This is a genomic window from Streptomyces sp. HUAS 15-9 (genome assembly GCF_025642155.1).
Classification (GTDB): Bacteria; Actinomycetota; Actinomycetes; order Streptomycetales; family Streptomycetaceae; genus Streptomyces.
The window spans coordinates 1,731,757-1,753,809 of the sequence record NZ_CP106798.1; the positions used below are offsets into that span (position 1 = coordinate 1,731,757).

Here is a 22,053-nt window from a genome sequence, read left to right on the forward strand (position 1 = left end):
CCTGCACACGGAGGCCGCCTTCGCGCCGGCGCACCGGATCACGGGGGTGCGGCCGACGCCGGAGCTGTTCGAGTCGCTGGAGTTCAGTTGCGGGCTGGTCCCGATGTTCTAGGGGCTCAGCACCTCGTCGCACGCCGCCCGCAATCGTCGTACCCCCTCGGTGATCTCGCCGGTCCCGGCAACCGCCGCGAAGCTCAGGCGGATGTGGGCGGCGGGGGGTTCGGCGCTGAAGTACGGGCGGCCGGGGGTGATCGCGACGCCTGCGCGCAGGGCGGCTGCGTTCAGGGCGGGCTCGCTGGTGCCGTCGGGGAGGCGGAGCCAGAGGTGGTAGCCGCCGGACGGGATGTGCGGCAGGGCGAGTTCGGGGACGTGGAGGCGGAGCGCGGTGGTCAGGGTGTCGCGTCGGGTCTTGAGCTCGGTGGAGACGGTGCGTAGGTGGCGTGGCCAGGCGGGTGAGCCGACCAGTTCGAGTGCGGCCTCCTGGAGGGGGCGGGGGACGAAGAAGCTGTCGACGACCTGGATGGCCCTCAGCCGTTCCAGCACGGGGCCGCGGGCGGCCAGGGCGCTGACCCGGAAGCTGGGCGAGGTCGCCTTGGTCAGCGAGCCGACGTGGACGACGACGCCGTCCGTGTCGTCGGCGGCCAGCGGACGCGGCAGCGGGCCCGCGTCCGCGTGCACCAGCCGTCGTACGAAGTCGTCCTCGACCACGAAGGCACCCGCGGCGCGGGCGATGCGCAGTACCTCGGCGCGCCGGTCGGGGGCGAGCACGGCGCCGGTGGGGTTCTGGAACAGGGGCTGGCAGACGAACACCCGCGCGCCGGTGGCGCGGAAGACGTCGGCGAGCAGTTCCGGCTTCACGCCGTCGGGATCCACCGGCACGGGCACGGGGCGCAGGCCGGCCGCGCGGGCGATCGCCAGCATGCCCGGGTAGGTGGGTGACTCGACGAGCACCGGGGCGCCGGGCGGGGCGAGCGCGCGCAGGGCGGTGGCCAGCGCGGACTGGCCGCCCGCGGCGATCAGCACCTCGGCCGCGCCGACCGCGCCGCCGATGCTCCTCGCGAACCACTCGCGCAGTTCGGGCAGCCCCTCCAGGGGCGGTCGCCCCCAGGCGCCGGGGCGCCGCCCGGCGCGGGCCAGGGCCGCGGCCATCGCCCGCTCGGGCTGCAGCGAGGGTGCAGATAGCCGCCGCTGAGCTCCAGCACTCCGGGCGGCGGGGCGGCCAGCGAGACCGTGACCCCGGAGGCGTCCACGGTGCGCGGTACGAGGTCGGCGGAGCCGTCGGCGCTGAGCGCGACCTCCTGCCAGGAGGTGTCCCCCGCGGGCGCGGCCGCGGTGCGCGGGCGGGCACGGAACGCGCCGGCCCCGGGGCGGGTGACCACCAAGCCCTCGGCGGCCAGCTGGGCCAGGGCGCGCGAGACGGTCACCGGGCTCACCCGGAAGCGCTCGACGAGCACCCGACTCGACGGGAGCTTTCCGCCGGGTGAGTAGCGGTCGAGTTCTTGTCGCAGCTGGTTGGCCAATTCACTGACGCTGCTACTCTCGTGCATGAGAGCACAGAGTAGCGCTACCGCACCGAGTCCGATAGCGGTCACCGTCCACCGGGAACGCTCCGGACCGGGCACCGTCCAGGCGGCCCTGGGCGTCACCGCCTTCTCCCTCACCTTTCCCGCCACCGCATGGGGTCTGGAGGGCTTCGGCCCCTGGTCGCTGGTGTCGGTGCGCAGCGTCCTCGCGGCGGTGATCGCGGGCTCCTGTCTGCTGGCGCTGCGTGTCACGCTGCCCGAGCGCCGGCACTGGGCGGGGCTGGCCGTGGTGGCGGCCGGAGTGGTGTTCGGCTTCCCGCTGCTGACCACGCTCGCCCTGGAGACCTCCACCACCTCGCACGCCGCCGTCGTCGTGGGCCTGCTGCCGCTCACCACGGCGCTCTGCTCCGCCCTGCGGATGGGCACCCGGCCCTCCCGCACCTTCTGGACGGCGGCCCTCGCGGGCGCGGCCGCCGTTCTCGCCTTCACCGTCCAGCAGAGCGGCGGCGCGCTGACGGCCGCCGACGGCTACTTGTTCGCGGCGCTGCTGGTGTGCGCGGCGGGCTACACCGAGGGCGGGCGGCTGGCCCGGGTCATGCCGGGCTGGCAGGTCATCGGCTGGGCACTGGTGCTGTGTCTGCCGGTCTCCGCCGGGGCGGCGGCGCTGGCGCTGTCGTACGAGCCGGTGCGGCTGACCGCGCACGGTGTGGCCGGACTGCTGTGGGTGGCCGTGGGCTCACAGTTCCTCGGTCTCGTCGTCTGGTACCGGGGCATGGCTGCCATCGGCATTCCGAGGGCCAGCCAGTTGCAGTTGGCTCAGCCGCTGCTCACACTGGTGTGGTCGGTGCTGCTGCTGGGCGAGCACCTCACGGCGGCAGCTCCGCTGACCGCCGCCGCAGTGCTCGTGTGCATCGCCGTCACTCAACGATCGCGTTCGTGAGGAGGCCCACAGATGCGCGCAACCGTGGGCGACCAGCTTGTCCAGCACGGCAGGGTGGTCGGCCAGCATGACCAGGTCACCGAAGTCGTCGAAGTGCTGGGCACGGAGGGCAACCCGCCCTACCGCGTCCGCTTCCCGGACGGACACGAGGCCGTCATGTCCCCCGGCCCCGACTGCGAGGTCCGTCACCAGCGACAGGAACACCAGGCTCACTAGCTCAGCGCGGCGGGTTCGCCGACTGCCGATAGTGGTCGGCGATCACCCGTGCCATCGCGCCGGTCCGGTCCTTCGCGACGTCCTCGGCGGCGAAGAAGACGTGCCCGCGCACCTCGGGGTGACCGGCGGCGAGCGTGAGGTGGCGGGACAGCTCGGTCGGGTCCTGCCAGGCCGCGGGCTGGCCCTGGGCACCCGCCTTGTAGAGGGCCTCGCCGATGTAGAGCCTGGTCCTGGTGCCTTTGGCCACCTGTGCCCACCACGGCACCAGTGCGGCGTAGTCGGCGGCGGCGAAGCCGATGTGCCAGTACACCTGGGGGACGACGTAGTCGATCCAGCTCTCGCGGACCCATCTGCGGGTGTCCGCGTACATGTCGTCGTACGTCTGCACGCCCGCCCGGGTGGCGGAGCCCCGTGAGTCGGACGTGGCGTTGCGCCACACCCCGAACGGGCTGATCCCGAATCGGGTGCCGGGCCGGATCTTCTCGACCCTGGCGGCGATCTCCCGCACCAGCTGGTTGATGTTGTCGCGGCGCCAGGCGGCCCGGTTGGCGAAATTGCCGCCGTAGGTGTCGTACGCGGCGTCGTCCTCGAAGCTCTGGCCGGCCACCGGATAGGGGTAGAAGTAGTCGTCGAAGTGGACGGCGTCGACCGGATACTCCGCCACGGCGTCGAGCATCGCGTCCTCGACGAAGGCGCGGACCTCGGGCAGACCCGGGTTGTAGTAGAGCCTGCCGCCGTAGGGCACCACCCAGTGGGGGTGCCTGCGGGCCGGGTGGGAGGCGACGAGTTTCGTGGGGTCGTCATGGTTGGCGATCCGGTACGGGTTGAACCAGGCGTGCAGCTCAAGGCCCCGGGCGTGGGCCTCCGTCACGGCGGTACCCAGCGGGTCCCAGCCCGGTGATCTGCCCTGGGTGCCGGTCAGGACGCGGGACCACGGCTCGTACGGCGAGGGCCACAGCGCGTCCGCGGTGGGCCGCACCTGGAGGATCACCGTGTTCAGCCGGTCGCGGACCGCCCGGTCGAGGTGGGCGATCAGCTCGGCGCGCTGTTCGGCCGCGGACAGGCCCTTGCGCGATGGCCAGTCGCGGTTGTCGACGGTCGCGAGCCACACGCCCCGCATCTCGGTGACCGCCCGGGAACCCCGCGGTGCCGCCGTCGATCCCTGTGCCATCGCGAGGGTGGACAGCGCCGCCAGAGTGAACGCCCGGCGGGACACTCGCACCATCGCACACCCCATACGCTCCGGATCCGCTCCGTCACGAATCGTCTCGCACCCAAGGATGCCCCCACCCGGACGATCGATCATCGATACTTGGGAGTAGCGTGCACGTTCGGAGCAGGCGCCGAACCCGGAGGTCCTGCCGGAGCAGCCGAAGATCAGCGAAGGGGACGATGTGAGCGACATCGAGCGCGTCGGAGTCGTGGGCTGCGGCCAGATGGGAGCGGGCATCGCCGAGGTGTGCGCCCGCGCCGGACTGGACGTGAAGGTCGCCGAAACCACCGGCGAGGCCCTGGAGATCGGCCGTACCCGGCTGTTCAACTCCCTGGGCAAGGCCGCCGAGCGCGGCAAGATCACCGAGGAGGAGCGGGACGCGACGCTGGCGCGGCTGAGCTTCACCACCGACCTCGGCGAGTTCGCGGACCGCGACCTCGTGATCGAGGCCGTCGTCGAGAACGAGCAGGTGAAGACGGAGATCTTCCAGGTGCTCGACCAGGTGGTGACCCGGGCGGACGCGATCCTGGCCTCCAACACCTCCTCCATCCCGCTGGTGAAGCTGGCGGTCGCCACCTCGCGCCCGGACCACGTCGTCGGCATCCACTTCTTCAACCCGGCTCCGGTGCAACAGCTCGTCGAGCTGATCCCGGCGCTCACCACCTCCGAGGGGACGCTCGGCCGGGCGCAGCTCTTCGCCGAGAAGGTGCTCGGCAAGCACGCGATCCGCGCCCAGGACCGCTCGGGCTTCGTGGTGAACGCGCTGCTGGTGCCGTATCTGCTGTCCGCCATCCGGATGTTCGAGTCGGGCATCGCGGGCCGCGAGGACATCGACAACGGCATGGAGATGGGCTGCGCCCACCCGATGGGGCCGCTGAAGCTGTCCGACCTGATCGGCCTGGACACGATCGTCTCGATCGCCAACTCGATGTACGAGGAGTACAAGGAGCCTCTGTACGCCGCTCCCCCGCTGCTCCAGCGCATGGTCGAGGCGGGCCGGCTGGGCCGGAAGACCGGCTCGGGCTTCTACACCTACGGCTGATTACGCAAGGTAGCTTCCCGGCTCACACGGGCCCGGCACCGGCTGACGGTGCCGGGCCCGTGCCGTTCACACACCGTGTGCGCACCGGGCACGCATATGCCCTTCGCACACGCTCCCCACGCGTCCACCAGGCGAGTTGACTCTCACGCGCATGCAAGGGACGAGAGACAACTACGGAAAGGAGTGGACCCGTGGCCGCCGATCCCGAGCATCCCGTGGTCCATGGAGAACTCGCAGAGTTACGTCGTCGCCTCGACGTGGCCTACGCCCGTGTCGAGGGCGGGCTGGCGTTGCTCACTCATCGCACGAAGGAGACCGCCAAGGAGCTGGAGGAGCTGAACACCCGCATGGTCTCGCTCGAACACGCACGCTGGCCGCTGCCCTCGGTCGCCGCGCTCACGGCGTTGGGCGCACTCGTCGTGACGATCTGGCAGTCGCTGGCCCACTAGACATCGGCGAGCCTGAGGTGGTGCAGCAGGAGTAACGCGGCCGCCATGTTGGCGGCCGGGACCTCCCCACGGGCGATCATGTCCGGGACGAGTTTGAGGGGTACCCACTCCCGGCGGTCCGACTCGAAGTCGTCCACGGGATGCCCTACGTACTCGCCCTCGTCGGCCCAGTAGATGTGGTGCCGGGCGTCGGTGAGGCCGTTGGACGGCTCCACGCTCATGAGGTGGTGCAGGGGCCCCGGCCGCCAGCCGGTCTCCTCCTCGAGTTCCCTGGCGGCCGCACGCGCGATGTCCTCGCCGTCCTCCACGACACCCGCGGCCAGTTCCCACCCCCAGCTGTCCGTGATGAAGCGGTGGCGCCACAGGAGGAGGACCTCGTTGGCCTCGTTCACCACCGTGGCCACGGCAACGGGCCGCAGCCGTATGAGGAAGTGGTCGAGGTGCCGGCCGTCCGGCAGCTCGACATCCGCGAGGTTGACGCTGAACCAGCGATTTGCGTACACAATTTGTTCGTTCTGTTTCGTCCACTGCACGGTTCTGCCACCTTCCGCCGAGTAAGTGGCAATATCGCAGCAGGGACCCCTCCGGCCTACCGTGCGCCTACAGCGGTACGCGCAGTGCCCCGTCGATGAGTTCGGCGGCTTCAGCGGTTCCGGCACAGCCGCTGCGCACCAGGTGTTCGCGTACCGCACGGAGTCTGTCGCGCAGCCGCTGGGACTCCATTCCGCGGGCCTGTTCGGCCATCTGCACCGCCGTGACCACGGCTTTGTCGGCATTGCCCTGGCGGAGTTCGATGGTGCTGAGCATGGCGAGCCGGTGCACCCGGCCCCGGTCGTGGGCGGGGTTGTCCACGGCGGCCGCGGCGTGCTCCCGGGCCGCCGCGAGTTCGCCGAGGCTGAGCAGCGCCTCGGCCACCTGGACATTGACCAGGCCCGGCTGGACATAGCCGGTCTCGTCGGGTTCGTATCCCCGCCGGATGCGTTCGGCGGCCGTCTCGGCACGCCGGATGCAGGACAGCGCGCTCGTGCCGTCGCCGAGGTGGGCGTACGCCTTGGCCTGCATCGCGTACAGGTCCGAGGCGAGAGCGGGGGTGATGTGCTTGCCGGCGGCACGCAGCGCGGCCTCCGCGAAGGCGACCGCCTGGCGGTACTCCCTCATGAACAGCGCCTGGTTGACGAGCAGCGCGATGACATACGCCCCGAGTCCCCGGTCCCCGCTGGCCTTCGCCAGGCGCAGGGCCTGGTGGAAGTAGCGCTGGGCCAGGCCGTGCGCATCGGAGTCGTAGGCGCAGATGCCCGCGATCGCCACCAACCCGCCCGTGGCACGGTGCAGTTGACGGCCCGTGGCATCGGTGTAGCTGCCGCGCAGCAGCGGGGCCGCCTCGGCGTTGAGGAAGCCGACTATGCGGGTGCGCGTCGCGATGCCGCCCGCCTTGCGGTACATCTGCTCGTAGTGGGCGCGGGCGGCGCGCAGCATCGCGATGTCGGCCGGGGTGACACGGTGCCGACCGCCCCGGGAGACGTCCACGTCCTCGGGCGGGTTCTCCCACTCCCACACCGGCATCACGGCCGGGGTGCCGGTGACTGCGGGCGCGCCCAGTATGTGCGGGCGTTGCTGCTCGTCGGAGCGCCACAGGGCGGTGGCGCGCTCCACGAAGCCGGACAGCGAGGCGCCGTTCGGCGTCGAGGGCTCGCCGGGCACGCCCAGACCGATGTCGTCGAGCGTGACGGGCCGGTGCAGCCGGACGGCCAGCACCTCACAGATCAGGTCGGGCACCTGACCGCGCGGCCGCTGTCCCTTCAACCACCGTGCCACGGCGGTGTGTTCGTAGCGAAGCGCGAGACCCCGCGCCCGGCCCGCCTGGTTGACGTGGGCGGCGAGACCGGCGTGCGAGATCCCGGCCTCGTCCAGGATCGCGTCGAGCAGAGTGTTGGGCTGCATGGATGCCCCCCGGGTGGCCTGGTGCCGTCAGACTAGTGCGGTTCCGTTCACACGGGGTGTGAACCGAGTACGCGCATCCGGGGTGTGCGCGCACTGTTGCGGAGAGTTTCCAGTCGGTTGACTGAAATGCCTCGCAAGAGGCCGGCCGGGCCGCCGGCTCCCCCTCGTACAGTGCGGTGGCCTGGCCGTTGGCTTCGGCGGTGCGACCAAGGGGCGGGGGCTAGCGCTTCGTTGTCGGCTGCGGGTTTGTGGGGGCTGGTCGCGCAGTTCCCCGCGCCCCCAAAGGTTCGTTGCACTTGTGCCGGTTTCGATCGTTCCGCAGGACCAGTACGGCGATGTCGTCGGTCGGGTCGCAGCCGGTGTGGCGGAGGAGTGCGGTGAAGACCCTGCGAAGGATTGTCTTCGGCGTGACCGGGTGGTCGGCGGTCGCCTCTCTCAGGGCCGACGACAGGGAGAAGAACCTGCCGTGTGCGTCTCTCGCGTCCTCCGCTCCGTCCGTGTAGAGGACCAGGGACTCACCGGGGAGCAGATGGCCGCAGCGTTCGGGGTCCAGGTCGGGTGGCAGGGGGAACGGGCCAAGGGGTGGCAGGGGTTCGGCGTGGGCGAGTGGGTCGACTCCGTGGGCGCTGAGCAGATACGGCCACGGGTGTCCGCAGTTGAGTGCGCGGAGTTCTCCGTCCCGGCGGATCTCCAGTAGGAGCACGGTGGCGAACTCCTCGGCCGGCGGGGTGTCGGGCTCCCGGCCGGTGGAGGGGTGTTCCGCGCGGGAGCGCTCACGCAGATGACGGGCGAACGTGCGCTCCAGGCGTCGCAGCACACCGCCGAGTTCGGGCTCGTCGTGCGCGGCCTCCCGGAAGCTGCCGAGGAGGGCGGCCGCCGTGCCGATGGCGGGCAGTCCGTGGCCGCGTACGTCACCCATCACGACTCGTACGCCGTGTTCGGTGGCGATCGCCTCGTACAGATCACCGCCGATGGCCGCGCCACGGTCGGCGGACAGTTGGGCGGCGGCCACGCCCAAGCCGTCCAGACGCGGGGGCAGCGGCCGCAGCAGCACGCTCTGCGCGGCGCCCGCGACCTTGCGGACCTGCGTCAGCTCGCGCAGCAGTGCCCGGCGGACATGGAATATCAGCCCGGTGCCGACCGCGAAGAACACGGCGCTGGTGACGACCCGCGCGCCGAGCCCCTCCTGCTGGGCGAGCGGGCAGCCGAACTTGTACGAGATCGCGACGGCGCCCCACACCGTGGGCAGCCCCAGGGCGAACACCCGGCGCAGCGACCGGCGCTCGGGCTTGCGTACGGCAGGGCGTTCGTCCGCGGGGTCCGGGCAGGGGAGGCTTCTCCTGCGCAAGGTGCGGCAGGGGTGGCGGGCCCGGGTCCGGACCCACGCCGGCAGCGCCCTGCGGGCAGGCCCCCGGGAGTTCGTGTGGGGCCGCCTCCTGCGGGAAACCCCTGCCTTGATGCGGTTCATGCCGATGGCCCCCCATGTAGGCCCTGACAGAGCAGACGGACCGACCCCGAAAGGCCGGTCCGATTCTTGCGACGTCATGACCCGAAACGGCCGGATCACCCCGGCTTCTCACCCGAATGAGTGAGCAATCTCCGGTCGCCTGCATTTATGCAGGTGGGAGGGGGTGCGCCCCGCAGGGGCGCGGGGAACTGCGTGACCAGCCACGGACGACCCGCAGCCGACGGACCACCACAGTTCCCCGCAGACCGACCTAGCTCCGCAGCGCCGCCCCGGTCCGCTCGGCGGCCAGCGCGACGGCCGCGTCGCGGGCCGTGGAGGCCTCGTCCACGGTCAGCGTGCGGTCGGCGGCGCGGAAGCGCAGGGCGTAGGCGAGCGACTTCTTGTCCTCGCCCAGCTGCTCGGCGCTCTCGTAGACGTCGAACAGCCGGATGGCCTCCAGCAGTTCACCGGCGCCCTCGCGCAGCGCGGACTCGACGTCCGCGTGCGGGACCGACTTGTCGACGACCAGGGCGACGTCCTGTGTGGCGACCGGGAACGTGGAGATGCTCGGCGCCTGCGGGGCACCGTCGCCGACCTGCTCCAGCGCGTCCAGGTCCAGCTCCATCGCGCTGGTGCGGTCGGGCAGGCCGAGGGCCTTGATGACGCGCGGGTGCAGCTCGCCCGCGTGGCCCACGACCCGCTCGGTGCCCTCGGCGACGACCACGAGCTCGGCGGTGCGGCCCGGGTGCCACGGCCCGTACTGGCCCTTGCGGACGACCAGCTCGGCGCCGGCCTCACGGGCGACCGTGCGGGCGGCCTCGACCGCGTCGGCCCAGTCGGCCGGACGGCCCTTGCCCCACCAGCCGGCCTGCTCGCGGGCGCCCGCGAGGACGACGGCGACATGGCGCGGCTGCTCGGGCAGCGCCGCGTTCAGCTCGGCGAGCTCCTCGTCGGTGGGACGCCGGTCCACGGGCAGGTTCGCGGCGGCCTTCTGCTCCGCGGCCGGGTGGAAGACCAGGCCGGTCTCGAACAGCGCCAGGTCGTGCGTGCCGCGGCCGTCGTTGCGGCGCAGGGCGCCGAGCAGGCCCGGCAGCAGCGACGTGCGGAGCGCGGGCTCCTCGTCGTTGAGCGGGTTGGTCAGCTTCACGACACGGCGGGCCGGGTCGTCGGCGTCCAGGCCCAGCTGGTCGAAGACCTGCTCGGCGACGAACGGGTAGTTCGGCGCCTCCACGTAGCCCGCGCCCGCCAGGGCCCGGCCCACGCGGCGGTGCAGCCGCTGCCGGTGGGTCAGACCGCGGCCCGAGGGGAGCTTGGGCAGCGTCGAGGGCAGGTTCTCGTAGCCCTCGAGCCGGATGACCTCCTCCGCCAGATCGTTCGGCTCGGTGAGGTCGGGCCGCCAGGACGGGACGGTGACGGTCAGCTCGTCCTGCCCGTACACGTCGCAGCCGATCTCCTGGAGCCGCCGTACGACGCTCTCGCGACCGTACTCGACACCCGCGACCTTGTCCGGGTGGTCGGCCGGGGTGGTGATGGTGTGCGGTGCCTTGGGCGCGCTCACCTCGGTGACACCCGCGTCCGCCGTACCGCCCGCGAGCAGCACCAGCAGGTCGACGGTGCGCTGGGCGGCCGCGGCGGCGGCCTGCGGGTCGACGCCGCGCTCGAAGCGCCGGGAGGCCTCGGAGGACAGCTTGTGGCGGCGGGCCGTGCGGGCGATGGCGATCTGGTCGAAGTGGGCGGCCTCGATCACGACCTCGGTGGTCGCGTTCTCCAGGTCGATGGGGGTCCCCCCTGCTCGAGCGGAGTCGAGAGCTTGGGGGAGGTCGGCGATCTCGGTGTTGGCGCCGCCCATGACACCGGCCAGGCCGATGGGGCCGCGCTCGTCGGTGATGACCAGGTCCTCGGCGTGCAGCTTGCGCTCGACGCCGTCGAGGGTGACGAGCTTCTCGCCCTCCTCCGCCCGGCGCACGCCGATGGTGCCCTGGACCAGTTTGCGGTCGTAGGCGTGCAGGGGCTGGCCGAGCTCCATCATCACGTAGTTGGTGATGTCGACGGCGAGCGAGATCGGGCGCATGCCGACCTTCTGCAGACGGCGCTGCAGCCAGATCGGGGAGCGCGCCTCCGGGTCCAGGCCGGTGACGGTGCGCGCGGTGAAGCGGTCGCAGCCGGTGGGGTCGGAGACCTGGACCGGGTAGCCGAAGGCGTTCGGTGCGGGCACGTCGATGAGCGCCGGGTCGCGCAGCGGCCGGCCATAGGCGATGGCGGCCTCACGGGCGACGCCGCGGATCGACAGGCAGTCGCCGCGGTTGGCGGTGACGGCGATGTCGAGGACCTCGTCGACCAGCTCCAGGAGCTCGATGGCGTCCTTGCCGACCTCGGTCTCCGGCGGCAGCACGATGATGCCGTGGGTGCCGTCGTCGCCCATGCCCAGCTCGCCGGTGGAGCAGATCATGCCGTGGGACGTCTTGCCGTACGTCTTGCGCGCAGAGATCGCGAAGCCACCGGGCAGCACGGCGCCGGGGAGCACCACGACGACCTTGTCGCCGACCTGGAAGTTACGGGCGCCGCAGATGAGCTCCTGGGGCTCGCCGGTGCCGTTGGCCCGGCCGACGTCGACGGTGCAGAAGCGGATCGGCTTCTTGAACTCCGTCAGCTCCTCGATGGTGAGCACCTGGCCCACGACCAGCGGACCCTTGAGGTCGGCACCCAGGTGCTCGACGGTCTCCACCTCGAGACCTGCCGAAATGAGCTTGGCCTGGACGTCGCGTCCGGTCTCAGTCGCCGGCAGGTCGACGTACTCCCGCAGCCAAGAAAGCGGGACCCGCATCAGATCTCCATCCCGAACGGCCGGGTGAACCGGACGTCACCCTCGACCATGTCTCGCATGTCTTCGACGTTGTGGCGGAACATCAGCATCCGCTCGATGCCGAACCCGAAGGCGAATCCGCTGTACTTCTCCGGGTCGACGCCGCAGGCGGTCAGCACCTTCGGGTTGACCATGCCGCAGCCGCCCAGCTCGATCCAGCCCTCGCTGGAGCAGGTGCGGCAGGGGCGGTCGGGGTTGCCGACGGACTCGCCCTTGCAGACGTAGCAGAGCATGTCCATCTCGGCGCTCGGCTCGGTGAAGGGGAAGAAGTTCGGCCTGAGCCGGGTCTTCATGCCCTCGCCGAACAGGGACTGGACCATGTGGTCCAGGGTGCCCTTGAGGTCGGCCATGGTCAGGCCCTCGTCGACGGCGAGCAGCTCGACCTGGTGGAAGACGGGCGTGTGCGTGGCGTCCAGCTCGTCGGTGCGGTAGACGCGGCCGGGGCAGATCACGTACACCGGCAGCTCGCGGTCGAGCAGGGAGCGGATCTGCACGGGCGAGGTGTGGGTGCGCAGCACGACGCCGGACTCGGTGCCGCCGTCCTGGCCCTGCACGAAGAACGTGTCGGCCTCGCCGCGGGCCGGGTGGTCCGGGCCGATGTTGAGCGCGTCGAAGTTGAACCACTCGGCCTCGACCTGCGGGCCCTCGGCGACCTCGTAGCCCATGGCCACGAAGATGTCCTCGATGCGCTCGGAGAGCGTGGTCAGCGGGTGGCGGGCGCCGGCCGGTACGCGGTCGTACGGCAGCGTGACGTCCACCGCCTCCTCGACCAGCACGCGGGCGTCGCGCTCGGCCTCCAGCTCGGCCTGGCGGGTGGCCAGGCCCTTGTTCACGGCTCCGCGTGCCTGGCCGACCAGCTTGCCGACGGCGGCCTTGGCATGCGGGGGCAGGGCGCCGATCTCGCGGTTGGCGAGCGCCAGCGGGGAGGTGCCGCCGCTGTGGGCGACCTTGGCCTCCTGGAGCGCGTCGAGGGAGTGGGCGGCGGCGAAGGCGGCGAGCGCCTCGTCCCGCATGCGCTCGATCTCTTCCGGTTTCAACGCCTCGACCTCGACAGGGTCGTACGACTTATTGGGTGCCGACATCTCTTCCCGTGCTTCCGATTCGCTGGCGGATGGTCCCCGGGACCGCTTCAGGGCCGTATGCAGGACACAAAGGTGCCAAAGGCCGAGTCTAACGGGGTGGGGGTGGACGAATGCGCCCGTGGGCCGTCAGGCGAGATACGCCGGTGCGCTCACGGGCAGGGTAAATCGGAATTCCGCGCCGCCGCCGGGGGCGCGGCCGACCGTGATGGTGCCGCCGTGGGCCTCGACGATGCCCTTGACGATATAGAGCCCGAGGCCCGTGCCACCGCGCTTGCTGCCCCGCCAGAAGCGGGTGAAGACGCGGTTCATGGATTCCTCCGGGATGCCGGGCCCCTCGTCGCTCACCGTGACCGACGTACCGACGTCCTCTCCCTCCCGGGGGGACGCCGACGGCGTGATCTCAATCGTGACGGTTCCCTCACCGTGCCGCACCGCATTTTCCAGCAGGTTGCTGAGGACCTGGTCGATCTTGTCGGGGTCGGCCCACAGGTCGGGCAGCGGCTGCTCGATGCGCAGCAGGAACCGGTCGGCGGGCTGTCCGGCCGCGACGTACGCCTGGATGTGCCGGCCGACGGCCGCGCCCATGTCCACGGGCTGGCGGCGCACCTCCAGCCGCCCGGAGTCGATGCGGGAGATGTCCAGGAGCTCGGCGATCAGCCGGGTGACCCGGTCGGCGTCCGCGTCGACGGTCTCCAGCATCAGCCGCTTCTGGTCGTCGGTGAAGCGTTCCCACTTGGCGAGCAGTGTGGCGGTGAAGCCCTTGACCGAGGTGAGCGGGGAGCGCAGCTCGTGGGCGACGGTCGCGATCAGCTCGGCGTGGCTGCGCTCGGTGCGGCGCCGGGCCTCGGTGTCACGCAGGGACACGATGACCCGGCGCACCGGCCCGGCGGGTTCGGTACGGACGTACCGGGCCGATACGAGCACTTCCCGCCCGCCGGGCAGCAGCAGGTTGCGCTCGGGCTGCCCGGCCCGGATGGCGAGCCCGCCGTACGGATCGGTGATCTGCCACCAGCGCCGTCCTTCCAGGTCCTCTAACGGCAGCGCCTTCTCCAGGCGGTGGCCGAGGGCTTCGGCGGCGGGGACGGCGGTGATGCGGGCGGCGGCCGCGTTGAAGCAGATGACGTACCCGTGCTCGTCGGCGACGACGAGGCCGTCGGGCAGCTCGTCGGGGTCGATGCCGAGCCTGGCGGGATCACCGTGCCGGGGCGCGGGTACCAGGTGCACGTCCTGCCCTCCCGGCGCACTGCTCGTGCCGACACTCATCCCCGCACTCCACCTCTCAGTCGGCATGGGGGTCCCCCTGCTCGCGCGCAGCCGACGCTCGGGGGAAGGCCCCCGGGCAGGTCACCCTACTAGCTCTCGGTGACGGAGCGGCACCCTCCGGAGGCGCGCTGTGCACGGGCCGACGCGTAGAGACATACGGCGGCGGCGGTGGCCAGGTTCAGGCTCTCGGCCTTTCCGTGGATCGGGACGCGCACGACGGCGTCCGCGAGGGCGCGCGTCTCCTCCGGGAGCCCCCAGGCCTCGTTGCCGAACACCCACGCGGTGGGCCCGCCCATGGTGCCCTTGTCGAGCTCGTCGTCGAGGTCGTCCGTACCGGCCCCGTCGGCGGCGAGGATGCGCACACCGGCGTCCTTGAGGCCCTCGACCGCCCGCTCGACGGGGACTCCGACGGCGACGGGGAGATGGAACAGCGAGCCGACGGAGGCGCGCACGGCCTTGGGGTTGTACAGGTCGACGGAGGCGTCGGTGAGGACGACGGCCTCGGCGCCGGCGGCGTCGGCGCAGCGCAGGACCGTGCCGGCGTTGCCTGGGTCGCGTACGTGCGCGAGGACGGCGACCAGCTTGGGCCGGGCCTCGAGGATGTCCTCGAAGGGCGTGTCGAGGAACCGGCACACTCCGACCAGCCCCTGCGGGGTGACGGTGGTGGAGATGTCGGCGATCACTTCCTCGGAGGCGAGGTGGATCCGGGCCCCGGCGGTCCGGGCCTCGCCCACGATGTCGGCGTACCGCTCGGCGGCCTCGACGGTGGCGAACAGCTCGACGAGCGTGGCGGCACCGTCGACCCGGTGCGCCGCCGCCTCCCGCACGGCCTGCGGCCCCTCCGCGAGGAACAGCCGGTCCTTGCCCCGGAAGTTCCGCCTGGCCAGCCGCCGGGCGGCGGCCACACGCGCGGAGCGGGGGGAGATCAGCTCGGGGGTGGCGGGGGGCATGGGCGTTCACCTTCAGCGGCTCGGATGTTCAGCGTGGGTCTCCCGGCAACAGCAGGACCCGCAGGCTCCAGCCTGCGGGTCCTTCAGTCACATCGGCTCGGCGCCGGGGCGTCACGCCGCCTTGGGGGCGTTGACGTCCGACGGCAGCGCCTTCTGGGCGACCTCGACGAGCGCGGCGAACGCGTTCGCGTCGTTGACGGCCAGCTCGGCCAGGATCTTGCGGTCGACCTCGACGTTCGCGGCCTTCAGACCCTGGATGAAGCGGTTGTACGTCATGCCGTTGGCGCGGGCGGCGGCGTTGATGCGCTGGATCCACAGCTGACGGAAGTCGCCCTTGCGCTTCTTGCGGTCGTTGTAGTTGTAGACCAGCGAGTGGGTGACCTGCTCCTTGGCCTTGCGGTACAGGCGCGAACGCTGACCGCGGTAGCCGGAGGCCTGCTCGAGGATCGCCCGGCGCTTCTTGTGGGCGTTGACTGCCCGCTTGACGCGTGCCACTTGTTAACTCCTTGTAGCGGGGCCGCGGTTGTCCTCACGCGGCCCGAAAACGATTGGGTCCCGGTCCTGACGTATGGCGCGGATCGATCGGACGATCAGGCGCCGCAGCGTCACTTGCCGAGAAGCTTCTTGATCTTCGCGGCGTCGCCCGGGGCCATCTCGGCGTTGCCGGTGAGGCGACGCGTCACACGGGACGACTTGTGCTCGAGCAGGTGGCGCTTGCCGGCGCGCTCACGGAGCACCTTGCCGGAGCCGGTGACCTTGAAGCGCTTGCTGGCACCGCTGTGCGACTTGTTCTTCGGCATAGCGCCGTTCTCTCCTCGTCGGTGGCGCTCCGATGCCCGGTTGCGAAAACCGGGCACGGTGGAGCGTCGCTCTTGTATCGGTTACGTCCTGGGGACTCGCGTCCCCCGGGATCACGCCTCGGCGGATGCCTCGGCAGGAGCCTCGGCAGTCTCGGCGTTCTCGAGGTCCGCGGCGTTCTGCGAGCGGCCGGGGTTGGCCTTCGCTTCCGCCTTGCGGGCCTCCTGCGCCTGACGGGCCTCGGCCATCGCCTCGGTCTTCTTCTTGTGCGGACCGAGAACCATGATCATGTTTCGGCCGTCCTGCTTCGGGTTCGACTCCACGAAACCGAGGTCCTGGACGTCCTCCGCGAGACGCTGCAGCAGTCGGTAGCCCAGCTCGGGCCGGGACTGCTCGCGACCACGGAACATGATCGTGATCTTGACCTTGTCGCCCTGCTTGAGGAACCGGACGACGTGACCCTTCTTGGTGTCATAGTCGTGCGGGTCGATCTTCGGCCGGAGCTTCATCTCCTTGATGACCGTGTGCGCCTGGTTCTTGCGCGCCTCACGGGCCTTCATGGCCGACTCGTACTTGAACTTCCCGTAGTCCATGAGCTTGCACACGGGCGGACGGGCGTTCGCCGCGACCTCGACCAGGTCCAGGTCGTACTCCTGTGCAAGCTCCAGTGCCTTGGCCAGCGGGACAATGCCCACCTGCTCGCCACTGGGACCGACAAGTCGCACCTCGGGAACGCGAATCCGGTCGTTGATGCGGGGCTCGGCGCTGATGGATCCTCCTCGGTAGCACCACACGGCAGTCTGGCAAACAGCCGCGTATGTCTCTGTTCGTAAGACCTAACCGCGCCGAAGCACAAAAAATGCCCCGGACGATCACAGGCGGGGCTCCAAAAACACTGCCGGAGCACCGCCGCGATGACCGCGGGGCGCGTTTCGGGCGACTCCACCGTCCGTACGGAACGGTGGTGGCCGCCTGACCGGGTGACCCGCCGTCCCTGAGGGCGGTCGGGTGGGAGATCGGAGCCTCCACTTGTTGGCCGGGCCTGCTCGCCGTGTGGCATGCCTGTCCGGCCGGTCGTCACACAAGGTTAGCAGCATCGGGCGGCAAGGGCCAATCAGGGCCAGGTGGGGAGGGCGACCGTGGTGCGCCTATCGTGTGGGTCATGAGTGAGACCCCCGACTTCGACTCCATGACCCGCGACATCGCCGAGGTCCCGGCGGTCGAGGTGATCGTGACGGTCGCCGTCAACCTGATGAGCGCCGCGGCCGTGAAGCTCGGTCTGACCGAGGAGGGCGAGAAGCACAAGGACCTGGACGAGGCCCGCAAGCTGGTGACCGCCCTCGCCGGTCTGCTGGACGCGAGCGCGACCGAGATCAGCTCCTTCCACGCCGCGCCGCTTCGCGACGGCCTGAAGTCGCTGCAGCTGGCGTTCCGCGAGGCGTCGATCGTCCCGGACGAGCCGGGCCAGGGCCCCGGCGAGAAGTACACCGGGGCTGTCTACGGCTAGTCCGCCCCGATCCGGTCCGTCCTGATCCGGTCCGTCCTCATCCGTTCATCCGCGTTCGTACAAGGGCTCGCCCGCGGGCGTGGTCCCGGCCGGCAGCAGTGCCAGGTCGAGGCCCCGCACCAGGCGGGCCCTGAGTGTTTCGTCGGCCGCGAGGCGCTGGGCGACGGCACGCGTGGCCTCGGCGGGGGCGGCCGCCGGGTCCAGCACCAGGGCGAGGGTTCCGTCGGCCTCCCCGGGACCGAGGTGGGCGCTCAGCACGGCGGGTTCGGCGGCCACGGCGGCACGAACGGCGTCGACGACGGCCGGGTCGGCGAGCGGATCGGTCGTCGTACGGCCCTCGGCGAGCGCGAGCAGCGCGGGCCCGGTCAGCTCGAACGGCACCGGACCGGACATGTCAAGGACGACCGTGTCCGCCTTCTCGTGCGCGGCGGCCCGCAGCGCCTGGTGCAGCGGTACGGCGACCGGGCGGGCACCGGGGTCCCACAGGGCCAGCGCGTCCGTTGAGGTGAAGGCGGGCAGCGCGGTGCGGTCGCCGGCCTTGAGGGTGGGTACGGCCATGTCGCTGGTCTTCTCGCGGCGCAGCCCGTTCTCGTCCTCCTCGACCTCGCCGAGCACGGCGACGACCGGGACGAGCAGCCGGGTGCCCTTGAGCGCCTCCAGGACGGGCCCCACGGCGGTGCGGTCCTCGGCCCAGGCGGAGAGCGCGGCGCTCAGCCGGGGATCGGCGGAGCCGTCGTCGTCGGAGTAGCCGGGGTCGGGAATGTTCTTGTTCGCCACGGTCCCCGACCCTATCGGGGGGTTGCCGCTGGGCTTGTGCGGCCCCCGAAACCTCGCGGTCACCGGATTCACCGGAATCTCAGATTTCCATGACGAGCTTCTAACACCGGTCTCACGGCGTACACAGTCCGCGCCCCGAGCATCGCCGGCATGGAGTCTTCCCGAGCCCGCCGGCGCCGCCGCGCTCGTCCGTCCCGGGGCCGTACCCTCGTCCACACCGCGCTCGCCATCGCCGCCATAGCCGGGGTCACGGCGGGCGGCACGGCATACGTGACGGCGCGGGCGCACTCGGGCCCCGTATCCTCGGCGAAGTCGCCGTCGCCCGCGTCATCGTCCTCGTCATCGGCCTCGGCGAGCGGGGAGGAATCGGTGGAACCCGTGGCGGAACCGGCCGTTGACCGTGTCGCGCTGCTGACCGAGGCCATGAAGTCGGTGACGGTGCCGGCCTCGGCCAAGGTGTCGGCCGCGGTGCTGAGCCTGGACTCCGGCGAGAGCGCCGACTACGGCGACGCGGCCTTCGACACCGCGAGCATCGTCAAGGTCGACATCCTGGCGACCCTGCTGCTCCAGGCGCAGGACGCCGGCCGGCGTCTCACGGCGGCCGAGAAGGCGTACGCCACGAAGATGATCGAGAACAGCGACAACGCCTCCGCGACGGCGCTGTGGAACACCATCGGCCGGGCCGACGGCCTCGACGCGGCGAACAAGCGCTTCGGTCTCACGCGGACAGAGGGCGGTGACGGCGCGCTGTGGGGGCTGACCCAGACCACTGCCGCCGACCAACTCGTCATGCTCCAGCAGGTGTTCGGGGACGACTCGAAGCTGAGCGAGGCCTCGCGGGCGTATCTCCAGCGGCTGATGAAGAACATTGAGGCCGACCAGCACTGGGGGGTCTCCGCCGTGGCGGACGGCTCCGGTTGGGCGCTGAAGAACGGCTGGCTGGCGCGCAGCACGACCGGCCTGTGGGACGTCAACAGCATCGGGCGCGTGACGCTCGACGGCACCGCCTACCTGGTGGCCGTCCTGTCGAACGGCAGCACCTCGCAGGCGAAGGGCATCTCCCTGGTCGAGGCGGCGGCGAAGGCGGCCGTGTCGGCGTTCACCGATGGCAACTCGGCGTCCGTGTCCACGTCCACCTCGGCGACGGAGACGAACTGACGGTTCCGAACCGGAGCCTCAGTGGCCGCGATACCGGCGCGACGCGCGGCGGCTGCGCCACAGGACGACCGCCGTGACCAGGAGCACTCCACCGGCACTGCCCGCCAGCGGGCCCGCCCAGCCGGAGGCGCCCTCGCTGGCCTCGGTGCTGTCCGGTCCCGGGCCGAAGTACTTCTCGCCGTAGGCCGCCGAGTGGAGGCCCTGTGGCTTGAGGCGGGCGGCGGCCTTGACGGCTGCGGCCGGGTCGATGAGGCCGAAGCCGCGGGAGTCGTCGCGGCCCCCGCTGGGCGCGTCCCGGGCGGTGTCCTCGAGGAGCTTCTTGATCTGGGCCGGGGTCAGCCCCGGGTGGGCCGCCTTGACCAGGGCCACCGCGCCCGAGACGAAGGCGGAGGCGGCGCTCGTCCCCCAGCCCTCGTAGTACTTGTGGTCCGGGTCGGCGATGACGATGTCGACACCGGGCGCGCTGACCGCGGCGTACCAGCGGCGGGTGGAGAAGGAGGCGCGGGTGCCGTAGCGGTCGACCGCGGCGGCGGCTATGACACCGGGGTAGGCGGCCGGGTACGAGATGTGGTCGCCCTTCGCGCCGCCGTTGCCCGCGGAGGCGACGACGACGGCGCCCTTCTTGAGCGCGTACTGCACGGCCTCGTCCTCGCTCGGCTCCGGGTGCGCGGAGGCGGAGTCGTCGCCGAGGGAGAGGTTGATGACGTCGGCGCCGTGGTCGGCGGCCCAGCGAATGCCCTCGGCGAGGGCGTTGCCGCGGGTGGCGCGGGCCTTGCCGCGGGCGGTGTCGCCGTCTTCGAGGATCACCCGGACCGGGAGGATCTTGGCCTCCGGGGCGATGCCCATGACGCCGTCGGTATCACCGGGTCCGTGCCCGTGGCCCGCGATGATGCCGGCCATCGCCGTGCCGTGCCGGGCCCAGGTACGGTCGCCGCGCTTCGCCCCGAACCTGATCAGATCCTTGCCCGGCAGCACGTTGCCGTCGAGGTCGGGGTGGTCGGCCTCGACGCCGGTGTCCAGGACGGCGACGGTGATGCCCTTGCCCTTGGTGGTCTGCCAGGCCTGCTGGGTGTGCATGGCGGACAGGGCCCACTGCTGGGCGCGGATGCCGTCGGCGTACGCGGTGGTGGCCGGTACGAGGGCCAGGGAGCCGGCAAGGAGGAGGCTCAGGGCCGAGCCGGTCAGGCGGCCCACGCGGCGGCTGTTCATGAGGGTGTCTCCGTGGCCGATCTGACGGTCTGGCGCAGGCGCCGCTGGATGCGGTCGGCGAGACCCTGCGCCTCCTGGCCGAGGCCGGCCTGGGCGGGGGCGCTGGTGGCGCCGGACGCCATGGCGTCGGCGGCGGGCTCGGGAGAGTCGACCGTACGACCGTCGGCCCAGCCGGAGACCGCGTAGACGACGACCGGGGCGTCGGTGAGGACGGAGATCGTCCAGGAGGCGCGCTGCTTGACGCCGAAGCCGGCGGCGAGGGTGTTCTTGGCGGCGTACGGGCGGGGCATCAGGTCGGTACGGCGGTCCAGGCCCTCCTTCTTGAAGCGGCCGGCGAGGGAGGTCATAGCGGCGGAGTCGGCCTTGGTGAACAGGAGGCCGACGGTGGTGACGTAGCTCTGGGTGGCGTCGGTGTAGGTGGCCCTGAGCAGTCGCTGGCAGCCGACGGGAGCGAGGGCCTTGCGCAGCAGCGGGTCGAGGGCATTCGCACAGCCGCTGTCCGGACCGACGGCGACACGCGTCCAGGTGCGGTCGGCGCCACCGGGTCCCGCGCCGTTGCCCTCCACGGTGGGCGGGAACAACTCGTCGACCGGCACGTTGTGCCACATCGCTCCGGCCGCGGCGAAACGGTTGCCGGAGCCGGGGCTCCCGGAGTCACCGGTGAGCCAACTCCCGGTCACCGCACCGCCGATGAGCCCGAGCCCGATCACGACACAGGCGGCGGCAGCGGCGGTCCGCGGAACCACCCACGCGCCCAGCGGCCGAGGCCGCCCCCGCTGGTCGTACCCCTCGGCCTCTCCGAACGACACGACATGCCGGGCCGCGCTCCAGGAAAGGGCCGGGTCCGGGGACACGGGGCTCGCGGACGAGCCCGACGCGTCAGGGGCCGGGCCGTCAGCGACCCGGGCCGGACCCCACGCCTCACCCGAGACCGGCACACCGACGGGACGCGGCGCCACGTCATCGGCCGAGCGGGGCGGGAAGACCGGCGCCGGGGAGATCTGCGGCGCCGGACGCCCCACCGTCTGCCGACGGGGGCACGGACGACGAAGGGGGCACGGACGCCGGAGCGGGCGGGCCCGCGGGGTGACGCGGATCGCCAAGGTGGCGCGGGTCGCCAAGGTGGCGCGGGTCGCCGTTCACCGGACGCGGCGGAGCCGGGGAACCCGAGACATCGGCAGCGCGCGACGGCACGCCACGCGCCGAATGCGGCGCGGACGACGGAGCGGGCGGGCCGGACGGGTGACGCCGGTCGCCGGGATGTGCGGTGGCCGGGGGCGCAGAGGTGCGCGCCGTGTGCGGGGCGCCTGCGGTACGCCCTTCCTCCGGGCGCGGGACCCGCTCGGTGCCCGACTCCTCGGCGCCGGTCGCTCCGGGTACCGCACCCGGGCCGGAGCCTCGGTCGGGCCTGGTGGCGGGCTTTGGCGGCACGGCGGAGGAATCGGTACGCCCGACGGACCCGGTACTCCTGGAGTCCGGTTCCCGATCGGGCTGCGGCGATATGCCCTCGGAGGCCGGGCGGGCGTCCGGTACGGGCGTCGTGGAGTCCGGCCGGGTGGCCGGCCCGGGCGGTGCGGTGGGAGAGGCCGGGCGCGACGGGGTCGGCGAGGCGCCGGCGGTCCGGCCGGTGGGCGGCTCGGGGGTCCGGGCCGGGGGCACCGGTCGCAGGCGGGCG

General features: G+C 71.8%; 21 protein-coding genes and 1 pseudogene. 7 read left to right on the forward strand and 15 right to left on the reverse strand.

The window, feature by feature from the left end; translation table 11 throughout:
- Positions 1-37 precede the first annotated feature (37 nt).
- Complete coding sequence (locus tag N8I87_RS07900; RefSeq protein WP_411577367.1) at positions 38-112, forward strand: hypothetical protein; 75 nt, start codon at positions 38-40, stop codon at positions 110-112.
- On the opposite strand, the pseudogene N8I87_RS07905 reads toward N8I87_RS07900, so the two are convergent.
- Positions 109-1,547: pseudogene (locus N8I87_RS07905) on the reverse strand (aminotransferase-like domain-containing protein). The gene N8I87_RS07900 and the pseudogene N8I87_RS07905 overlap by 4 nt on opposite strands.
- Here N8I87_RS07905 and N8I87_RS07910 point away from each other — a divergent pair.
- Together N8I87_RS07910 and N8I87_RS07915 are read left to right on the forward strand one after the other, a co-directional pair.
- On the forward strand, positions 1,546-2,463 hold the full coding sequence (locus N8I87_RS07910; protein WP_263206783.1) for a DMT family transporter: 918 nt from the start codon (positions 1,546-1,548) through the stop codon (positions 2,461-2,463). The pseudogene N8I87_RS07905 and the gene N8I87_RS07910 overlap by 2 nt on opposite strands.
- Positions 2,464-2,475: 12 nt before the next feature.
- Positions 2,476-2,679: a DUF1918 domain-containing protein gene (locus tag N8I87_RS07915; protein WP_263206784.1), complete on the forward strand. Its 204-nt coding sequence runs from the start codon at positions 2,476-2,478 to the stop codon at positions 2,677-2,679.
- A 1-nt stretch (position 2,680) separates the two neighbouring features.
- Here N8I87_RS07915 and N8I87_RS07920 read toward each other — a convergent pair whose 3' ends face one another.
- Entirely contained in the window at positions 2,681-3,904 is a 1,224-nt protein-coding gene (locus tag N8I87_RS07920; protein ID WP_263206786.1) for a glycoside hydrolase family 10-like protein, read from the reverse strand.
- Between the two features lie 169 nt (positions 3,905-4,073).
- On the opposite strand from N8I87_RS07920, the gene N8I87_RS07925 reads away from it, so the two are divergent.
- Together N8I87_RS07925 and N8I87_RS07930 are read left to right on the forward strand one after the other, a co-directional pair.
- On the forward strand, positions 4,074-4,934 hold the full coding sequence (locus N8I87_RS07925) for a 3-hydroxybutyryl-CoA dehydrogenase (protein WP_263206788.1): 861 nt from the start codon (positions 4,074-4,076) through the stop codon (positions 4,932-4,934).
- A 191-nt stretch (positions 4,935-5,125) separates the two neighbouring features.
- Positions 5,126-5,383 carry a hypothetical protein gene (locus tag N8I87_RS07930; protein WP_263206790.1) on the forward strand — a complete coding sequence of 86 codons (258 nt, stop codon included), beginning with the start codon at positions 5,126-5,128 and terminating at the stop codon, positions 5,381-5,383.
- On the opposite strand, the gene N8I87_RS07935 is transcribed toward N8I87_RS07930, so the two are convergent.
- The 10 genes from N8I87_RS07935 to infC all read right to left on the reverse strand — a co-directional run bounded on the left by N8I87_RS07935 (position 5,380) and on the right by infC (position 16,521).
- Positions 5,380-5,916, reverse strand: a complete 537-nt coding sequence (locus tag N8I87_RS07935) for an NUDIX hydrolase (RefSeq protein WP_263206791.1) — start codon at positions 5,914-5,916, stop codon at positions 5,380-5,382. The genes N8I87_RS07930 and N8I87_RS07935 overlap by 4 nt on opposite strands.
- A 67-nt stretch (positions 5,917-5,983) precedes the next feature.
- Positions 5,984-7,324 (reverse strand): NsdA family TPR-like regulatory protein, encoded by a 1,341-nt coding sequence (locus N8I87_RS07940; RefSeq protein ID WP_263206793.1) that lies wholly within the window; start codon positions 7,322-7,324, stop codon positions 5,984-5,986.
- A 220-nt stretch (positions 7,325-7,544) separates the two neighbouring features.
- Positions 7,545-8,672, reverse strand: a complete 1,128-nt coding sequence (locus N8I87_RS07945; protein WP_411577204.1) for a PP2C family protein-serine/threonine phosphatase — start codon at positions 8,670-8,672, stop codon at positions 7,545-7,547.
- 370 nt (positions 8,673-9,042) lie between these two features.
- Positions 9,043-11,595: a phenylalanine--tRNA ligase subunit beta gene (locus N8I87_RS07950; RefSeq protein ID WP_263206795.1), complete on the reverse strand. Its 2,553-nt coding sequence runs from the start codon at positions 11,593-11,595 to the stop codon at positions 9,043-9,045.
- Positions 11,595-12,716, reverse strand: coding sequence for a phenylalanine--tRNA ligase subunit alpha (gene pheS, locus N8I87_RS07955; protein WP_263206797.1), 1,122 nt, complete (start codon positions 12,714-12,716; stop codon positions 11,595-11,597). Before pheS ends, N8I87_RS07950 begins: the two co-directional genes overlap by 1 nt.
- A 126-nt stretch (positions 12,717-12,842) precedes the next feature.
- Positions 12,843-13,979 (reverse strand): sensor histidine kinase, encoded by a 1,137-nt coding sequence (locus N8I87_RS07960; protein WP_263206798.1) that lies wholly within the window; start codon positions 13,977-13,979, stop codon positions 12,843-12,845.
- A gap of 89 nt (positions 13,980-14,068) precedes the next feature.
- Positions 14,069-14,929 carry a TrmH family RNA methyltransferase gene (locus tag N8I87_RS07965; protein ID WP_263206800.1) on the reverse strand — a complete coding sequence of 287 codons (861 nt, stop codon included), beginning with the start codon at positions 14,927-14,929 and terminating at the stop codon, positions 14,069-14,071.
- A 111-nt stretch (positions 14,930-15,040) separates the two neighbouring features.
- Complete coding sequence (gene rplT / locus N8I87_RS07970; protein WP_030381833.1) at positions 15,041-15,424, reverse strand: 50S ribosomal protein L20; 384 nt, start codon at positions 15,422-15,424, stop codon at positions 15,041-15,043.
- A gap of 110 nt (positions 15,425-15,534) precedes the next feature.
- Entirely contained in the window at positions 15,535-15,729 is a 195-nt protein-coding gene (gene rpmI, locus N8I87_RS07975) for a 50S ribosomal protein L35 (protein WP_004933563.1), read from the reverse strand.
- Positions 15,730-15,840: 111 nt separating this feature from the next.
- Positions 15,841-16,521: a translation initiation factor IF-3 gene (gene infC / locus N8I87_RS07980; RefSeq protein ID WP_263206806.1), complete on the reverse strand. Its 681-nt coding sequence runs from the start codon at positions 16,519-16,521 to the stop codon at positions 15,841-15,843.
- A 368-nt stretch (positions 16,522-16,889) separates the two neighbouring features.
- Here infC and N8I87_RS07985 point away from each other — a divergent pair, with 368 nt between their 5' ends.
- Entirely contained in the window at positions 16,890-17,234 is a 345-nt protein-coding gene (locus tag N8I87_RS07985; protein ID WP_263206808.1) for a DUF1844 domain-containing protein, read from the forward strand.
- A 45-nt stretch (positions 17,235-17,279) separates the two neighbouring features.
- Here N8I87_RS07985 and N8I87_RS07990 read toward each other — a convergent pair whose 3' ends face one another.
- On the reverse strand, positions 17,280-18,011 hold the full coding sequence (locus tag N8I87_RS07990) for an SseB family protein (RefSeq protein ID WP_263206810.1): 732 nt from the start codon (positions 18,009-18,011) through the stop codon (positions 17,280-17,282).
- A 150-nt stretch (positions 18,012-18,161) separates the two neighbouring features.
- Here N8I87_RS07990 and N8I87_RS07995 point away from each other — a divergent pair, with 150 nt between their 5' ends.
- A complete protein-coding gene (locus tag N8I87_RS07995; RefSeq protein WP_263206812.1) occupies positions 18,162-19,169 on the forward strand; it encodes a class A beta-lactamase-related serine hydrolase in 1,008 nt (335 codons plus the stop codon).
- A gap of 18 nt (positions 19,170-19,187) precedes the next feature.
- On the opposite strand, the gene mycP is transcribed toward N8I87_RS07995, so the two are convergent.
- A complete protein-coding gene (gene mycP / locus N8I87_RS08000; RefSeq protein ID WP_263206813.1) occupies positions 19,188-20,378 on the reverse strand; it encodes a type VII secretion-associated serine protease mycosin in 1,191 nt (396 codons plus the stop codon).
- Complete coding sequence (locus N8I87_RS08005) at positions 20,375-21,187, reverse strand: hypothetical protein (protein WP_263216352.1); 813 nt, start codon at positions 21,185-21,187, stop codon at positions 20,375-20,377. The genes mycP and N8I87_RS08005 overlap by 4 nt, the downstream gene beginning before the upstream one ends.
- Positions 21,188-22,053 lie beyond the last annotated feature (866 nt).